Source organism: Mycobacterium sp. TH-M82 (assembly GCF_057473605.1).
In genome coordinates, this window is record NZ_JBYCKY010000117.1 from 1 (window position 1) to 2,101 (window position 2,101).

General features: G+C 65.2%; 4 protein-coding genes. All 4 read left to right on the forward strand.

The features are described 5' to 3' along the window. Positions 1–216, forward strand: a 216-nt coding sequence (locus AC2VON_RS03425; protein WP_486951686.1) for a hypothetical protein, incomplete at its 5' end; no start/stop codon positions are given. A gap of 10 nt (positions 217–226) precedes the next feature. Next, positions 227–469 carry a hypothetical protein gene (locus tag AC2VON_RS03430; protein WP_486951687.1) on the forward strand — a complete coding sequence of 81 codons (243 nt, stop codon included), beginning with the start codon at positions 227–229 and terminating at the stop codon, positions 467–469. Positions 470–665: 196 nt separating this feature from the next. Continuing rightward, entirely contained in the window at positions 666–959 is a 294-nt protein-coding gene (locus AC2VON_RS03435) for a hypothetical protein (RefSeq protein WP_486951688.1), read from the forward strand. A 33-nt stretch (positions 960–992) separates the two neighbouring features. Then, positions 993–2,101 (forward strand): dihydrolipoyl dehydrogenase (lpdA, locus tag AC2VON_RS03440; RefSeq protein WP_486951689.1); only part of this gene is annotated, 1,109 nt, incomplete at its 3' end.

Consider the following 2,101-nt stretch of genomic DNA (forward strand, 5'->3'; position numbering starts at 1 on the left):
TGCAAGCACGGTGTCACCGAGCAGGACATAGCCCACGCCTTCCGCAACGCAGTCAAATTCATACCGTACGAGTACGACGGCGAGGAACGATTACTGGTCATCGGACCAGCACGCAACGGAGCGATGCTGGAGCTGACGGCCGTTCCCGCCGACGATCCCGACCGCATCATCCATGCCGATGCTCTCAGGCCGTCGTTCCACCACTACTTGAAATGAGGTGAGCACCATGCCCGTCACCCACGACCACACCGGACTTGACCGCGTGGACCCCGCAACCCACCCGGCCCGGGACGCGACGGCGTTTCGCCGCATTGTCGCCGCAACCGAAGCCGTGCACAACGCCGAAACCGAGCTGATCGACGCGGTAACCGAGGCCCGGCGGCGCGGCGACTCGTGGACCGCTATCGCCGTGGCACCCGGCACGACACGCCAGCCCGCCCAGCAGCGGATCGGAAAGCTGACGGGCTGACCGGTCCGCTGCCCCAGCTACCGATGAAATCCCTTCAACCCGGGAACCCACCAAGAGATGGGTAGATAGCCGACTTGCCACCAACGTCAAGGCACTGTGCCGCGCGCATCATCTTCTGAAAACGTTCTGGGGCTGGCAAGGCAAGCAACTTGCCGATGGGACGCTGATCCGGACCGCTTCGACCGGGCACACCTATGTGAGCACCCCAGGCAGCGCCCTGCTCTTTCCCGCCCTAGCCATCCCCACCGGTGACCTCACCCCGCCTGAAACCACACCCGCGCCGCCCACCGACCGCTGCGCCGGCCGCACCGCCGCGATGCCCCAACGCCGCCGCACCCGCGCCCAAAACCGTGCCCGCTACGTCGAAAGCGAACGGTGGCGTAACCGGCGAGTACGCCAAGTCGACAAAGCCGGCCGGGCAGCATTGCACGCCGTCGGATGTGGTCCCGAACCACCACCAAGTCCTGACGATGAACCACCACCGTTCTAGCTCGCCGGATACCGCCGCTTTAAGGTAGTGACCGTGACTCACTATGACGTCGTCGTTCTCGGAGCCGGACCCGGCGGGTACGTCGCGGCCATTCGCGCCGCCCAACTGGGCCGCAACACCGCCATCGTCGAACCCAAATACTGGGGCGGGGTCTGCCTCAACGTCGGCTGCATCCCGTCCAAGGCGCTGTTGCGCAACGCCGAACTCGCCCACATCTTCTCACGCGAAGCCGAAGCCTTCGGGATCAGCGGTGACGTGACCTTCGACTACGGTGCGGCGTTCGATCGCAGCCGGCAGGTGGCCGAGGGCCGGGTGGCGGGCGTGCACTTCCTGATGAAGAAGAACAAGATCACCGAGATCCACGGCTACGGCACGTTCACCGACGCCACCACGCTGTCGGTGGCGCTGAATGACGGTGGCACAGACACGGTCAGCTTCGACAACGCCATCATCGCCACCGGCAGCAGCACCCGGCTGGTGCCCGGCACAACGCTGTCGGCCAACGTCGTCACCTACGAGCAGTTGATCCTGGCCCGGGAGTTGCCGTCGTCGATTGTCATCGCCGGTGCCGGCGCCATCGGCATCGAGTTCGCTTACGTGCTGACCAACTACGGTGTCGATGTGACCGTAGTGGAGTGTCTGCCGCGGGCGTTGCCCAACGAGGACGCCGAGGTCTCCCGGGAGATTGCGAAACAGTTCAAGAAACTGGGCGTCCAGATCCTGACCGGAACCAAGGTGGAAGCAATCAGCGACCCCGGATCACCAGGTTCGCAGGTGACCGTCACTGTCAGCAAAGACGGCCAGAGCCAACAACTCACCGCCGGTAAGGTATTGCAGGCCATCGGGTTTGCGCCGAATGTCGAGGGCTACGGCCTGGACGCGGCCGGGGTGGTGCTCACCGAGCGCAAGGCCATCGGGGTCGACGACCACATGCGCACCAATGTCAGCCATATCTACGCAGTCGGTGATGTCACCGAGCTGCTGCAGCTGGCCCACGTCGCCGAGGCCCAGGGCGTGGTGGCCGCCGAAACCATTGCTGGGGCGGAGACTTTGACGCTCGGCGACTACCGGATGATGCCGCGCGCCACGTTCTGCCAGCCGCAGGTGGCCAGCTTCGGGCTCACCGAAGAGCAGGCCCGCAC

Bases quoted from the DNA above. Each gene is read 5' to 3' on its own strand.
- AC2VON_RS03430 (WP_486951687.1), top strand. From the start codon at position 227: ATGCCCGTCACCCACGACCACACCGGACTTGACCGCGTGGACCCCGCA.